The organism is Methyloceanibacter marginalis, assembly GCF_001723295.1.
GTDB lineage: Bacteria > Pseudomonadota > Alphaproteobacteria > Rhizobiales > Methyloligellaceae > Methyloceanibacter > Methyloceanibacter marginalis.
Genome location: NZ_LPWD01000151.1, coordinates 1 through 3709, shown reverse-complemented (window position 1 = coordinate 3709; position 3709 = coordinate 1). Strand labels below are relative to the sequence as shown.

7 protein-coding genes are annotated in these 3709 nt (G+C 63.8%); 4 read left to right on the top strand and 3 right to left on the bottom strand.

The window, feature by feature from the left end; translation table 11 throughout:
* Nucleotides 1-64: 64 nt before the first annotated feature.
* Complete coding sequence (locus tag AUC71_RS06435) at nt 65-325, bottom strand: YdeI/OmpD-associated family protein (RefSeq protein ID WP_069623609.1); 261 nt, start codon at nt 323-325, stop codon at nt 65-67.
* A gap of 198 nt (nt 326-523) precedes the next feature.
* Between AUC71_RS06435 and AUC71_RS06430 the strand changes: the two genes are divergently transcribed.
* A complete protein-coding gene (locus AUC71_RS06430; protein WP_069623608.1) occupies nt 524-1351 on the top strand; it encodes a Crp/Fnr family transcriptional regulator in 828 nt (275 codons plus the stop codon).
* Nucleotides 1352-1415: 64 nt separating this feature from the next.
* Here AUC71_RS06430 and AUC71_RS06425 read toward each other — a convergent pair whose 3' ends face one another.
* Entirely contained in the window at nt 1416-1688 is a 273-nt protein-coding gene (locus AUC71_RS06425) for a hypothetical protein (protein ID WP_141701499.1), read from the bottom strand.
* Nucleotides 1689-1913: 225 nt separating this feature from the next.
* Between AUC71_RS06425 and AUC71_RS19275 the strand changes: the two genes are divergently transcribed.
* The 3 genes from AUC71_RS19275 (at nt 1914) to AUC71_RS06415 (ending at nt 3114) form a co-directional block, all read left to right on the top strand.
* Nucleotides 1914-2087: a hypothetical protein gene (locus AUC71_RS19275; protein ID WP_158007731.1), complete on the top strand. Its 174-nt coding sequence runs from the start codon at nt 1914-1916 to the stop codon at nt 2085-2087.
* Between the two features lie 162 nt (nt 2088-2249).
* Nucleotides 2250-2804 (top strand): HdeD family acid-resistance protein, encoded by a 555-nt coding sequence (locus AUC71_RS06420; RefSeq protein WP_069623606.1) that lies wholly within the window; start codon nt 2250-2252, stop codon nt 2802-2804.
* Between the two features lie 22 nt (nt 2805-2826).
* Nucleotides 2827-3114 (top strand): GlsB/YeaQ/YmgE family stress response membrane protein, encoded by a 288-nt coding sequence (locus AUC71_RS06415; RefSeq protein WP_069623605.1) that lies wholly within the window; start codon nt 2827-2829, stop codon nt 3112-3114.
* A 48-nt stretch (nt 3115-3162) separates the two neighbouring features.
* On the opposite strand, the gene AUC71_RS06410 is transcribed toward AUC71_RS06415, so the two are convergent.
* Nucleotides 3163-3450, bottom strand: coding sequence for an EF-hand domain-containing protein (locus AUC71_RS06410; protein WP_069623604.1), 288 nt, complete (start codon nt 3448-3450; stop codon nt 3163-3165).
* Nucleotides 3451-3709 lie beyond the last annotated feature (259 nt).

Here is a 3709-nt window from a genome sequence, read left to right as displayed (position 1 = left end):
CGGACCTCCCCGCAAGGGGGAGGTAGCAAAGAGCGCCGGCCGTGACGAAAGAGAGGAACGCCTCTCAACGATGCGGACAGCCGGGCCAGCAGCAGGGGCGCCGCTTCCCGTCTTGGAGGTTCTCGCAGCCCCAGGCGATCCGGCGCGTTCTGGTCTCCGCCTTCTTGGCCGACGAGATCCAGCAGATCCACTCGTTGCGCGCGAGCGGCGTGATGTCCTCCCATGTCGCCAGCGCCTTGGCGTTGGCGATCAGGGCCTTTTTCAGGTCCGCGGGCAGGTCATGGACCACGCCGCCTGAGATCTTTTTTGCGCTCTGAACCGTCATTCCGTCCGTTCTACGATCGCTGTCCTCGCCGCGAAATACCGAGCGAACGTGACGCTTTTGCGGACGATCGGGAGGGGCACCAGGTGTGTTTGGTGCGGTGCAACAAAGGCTTGACGGTCTTGAACCCCGTCGGCGGCGCCCTATCTAGTCATGAGGGTGCGTCTCCGGTCTCCGGAGCGTCAACAGGGGAGCAGTGCCGTGGGGTTTATCCGTATTCCGACCGAGCAGCTTAGCAACATCCTGCCGTTTCCCGCCGAGGCCCAGCCCCCGCGCAACGCGCTGCTCCGCTCGCTCCCTGAGGATGAACTCGCCCGGCTCTTCCCGCTTCTGGACCGGGTCCCCCTGGTCCCGCGCCGCGTGTTGCAGCATGCCGGGCTGCCCATCGAGCATTTGTTCTTCATCGAGGAAGGCCTCGTCTCCGTGCTGGCCAAGGTCGACGACCGCAACGCCGCCGAGGTGGGGCTGATCGGGCGCGACGGCGTGGTCGGCGGCACCGTCCTGCTCGGCGGCGAGATTTCGGACCTGACCCATTTCGTGCAGATCGGCGGCAGCGCCTTGCGGTTGAGCGTCGAGGATGTGAACCGCTTGGCGCCGGAACTGCCGGGCCTTACGCAGGCGCTCAAGGGCTATTTGCACGTCTCTCTGATGCAGAGTTCGCAGTCCGCGGCGTGCAGCCTGCGGCACGCCCTCCTGCCGCGGCTCGCGCGCTGGCTGCTCATGGCCCACGACCGCAGCGACCTGGACCGGCTTCCCGTGACCCAGGATCTGTTGGCCCGCAGCCTCGGCGTGCGCCGCCCCACAGTCTCCTGCGCTTTCAAGGATCTCGAGCAGCGCGGCATCTTCGCCAAGGATCGCGGCGTCATCCGCATCAAGGATCGGCCGAGCCTCGAGCGCATCGCCTGCCGCTGCTACCGCCTGATGTGCGCGCAAGCCGATAAATGGGAATTGTCGAAGGCGAAGCGGAAAGTGCTCATCGCGCTGTCCGCCTTCTGCGCGGCCGCCGAGGTCGAGCTTCTCGCCGGCTAGAGGTGAGACGCCCGGGGTGACCCCGGGCATCTCGAGGGAAGGGATAAGTCTTTTCCAGCCGGCCTCAGCCGCCGACCACGACCCCTTCGCACTTCTTCTCGTCCTTCATCTCGGCAAGGGCAGCCTTGGCGTCCTCCATGCTGTCATAGCCCTCGGCGGCGCCGATCGACTCCTTGCCGGCGCTCAGCTCCGTCCCGGGAATATCCAGGATCACGGAGCACATACCCACCGTATCGATGGTCACGAAGTATTTTTCCTCGGCGGCCGAAGCGGGCGCCGTCAGTCCGATGGCCAAAAGGCCCGTAGCAAAGACACTCGTCGCGACTAATTTTCTCATGTCTGGCATTTCCTCCATCGTTGTTGAACGGGGGCTGTTGAGCGCCCTCAGCAACGAAGCATGTGGGCGCTAGCCCCTCGAAGCAAAGGCAGTGGAGGCGGGACTCCGTACGCTAGATGACGGAGTTCAGACCCGCGCCCCGCTGAGAGGTCTTCCGGATTGGACCGCGGGCACACATGTCCGAAAGAGCGCCCGTAAAGGGCGGTGTGTCAGGAGGAGGGTTCCATGGACTTTGTCGACGAAGCCAAGAAGTTCATCCAGCGGGCCACGGAGGCGGACCATCCCGACGTGGTCAAGGAGCATCTCAAGATGGCCGATTGGTGCCTCGGCCAGGCCATCGAGGAGCGTAGCGGCGCTTCTCCCGCTGCCGCCCAACGGCCAGACCATCCGGCCGTCTGAGGGGCTAATTCGCGGGGATATTTCAGGTATCTGACGGAGAAGGGCGCCGGTCGCGGACGCCCTTCTCCACAGCCAAGAGCCGGCGCTTCCTCCGCGCCCGGGCCGTCCGTGCTATTCTGCATCCCCACCGCACCAAAGCGGGCTTAAAGGGGAGGAGCGGTCATGGCCGCACATGCAGCCGCGCATACGGCAATTTCCGAGAATCGCACCTGGTTCACGATATTCGGCATTCTCTTGATCGTGCTTGGCGTCATTGCGATCGCGTTTCCGTTCATGGCGACGATCGCCACGAAGATCTTCTTAGGCTGGTTGTTCCTCATCGGGGGCATCGTGCAAATCGTCCACGCCTTCTCGGTGAAAGGCTGGAGCGAATTCCTCCTCGATCTTCTGATGGGCGTTCTGTTCCTTGTGGGCGGGGGCTGGCTCGCCTTCTTTCCGCTGACGGGCATCGTCACGCTGACCATCTTCCTGGCTGCGATGTTCGTGATCCAGGGCGTCATCGAGATCGCCATGGCGTTCCGCATGCGGCCGCTCGACGGCTGGGTGTGGATGCTGCTTGCCGGCCTCGTCGCGCTCGCAGTCGGTATTCTCATCCTGTTTGATCTGCCGAGCTCTGCGACCTGGGCCATCGGCCTGCTGGTCGGTATCAATCTCGTGATGACCGGCTGGGCTTATTTGCTGCTGCCGATGATGGTTCGCCGCGCGAAGGAGGCGTGATCGCTACGAGGAGGAGCCTGAGATGTTTACACTGAGCAATTTGATCGTCTGGCTGGTGATCGGCGCGCTCGCTGGCTCTTTGGCCGGGATGCTGGTCACCGCCAAATGGGAGGGGCTCGGCCGTTGGACCAGCCTCGGCGTCGGCCTTGTCGGCGCGCTGATCGGCGGCGCGATCTTCCGCGTGTTCAATATCGCCTCGGGGCTGGAGTCGGTCTCGGTCTCGCTGCGGGACGTGCTCGCGGCCGTCGTCGGATCGCTTATCTTCCTGGGCGTTCTTTGGCTGCTCCGCATGCGCAAAGAGGGCGGCTAGATCAGGTGTGGGACGCCGCAGCCGCGGCGTCCCATTGTCATTTCGAGCCTACCGGAAGGGGTACTTCACCAGGCCCTTCTTGCATGCCTTCTTGAACTCGCGTTTGGAGATCTGGCCGTCCTGGTCGGGGCCGTCGGCGAGCTTGAAGTTGACGATGAAGGGCGCGGCGTTGGCGCGGTCGAGATAGCGGCCGTCCGGGACGGCGGCGTTCCACACCGTCTTGCATTGCTTCTTGGTCAAGACGGCGGAGGGCCGCCCCGACGACATGGTGGCCGCTGTGGCGGTGCCCGACACGAGCAGCAGGGCCACACCGGCTAGAACGAACAGCTTGGTCATGAGGTCTCCTCCATAAGGTGCCGATTCTCCGGCACCAAGCAGTCTCTTTGCCTAGACCGACGGAGAAATTACGCCCGCGCGGCGCGAGCGCACAGCCCGCAAGCGTCCTTAACCTAAGTCCTTCGTGAACGCGATGGAGCCAAGGGGAGGTAAATCTGGCGGCAACGCCGAAAAAAATGTGTAGGCTTCCATGTCGGGGCGCTATCCGCCGTGACCGTGCGCCGTATGGAGGGCTGAATGAACAACATCATCTATCTCA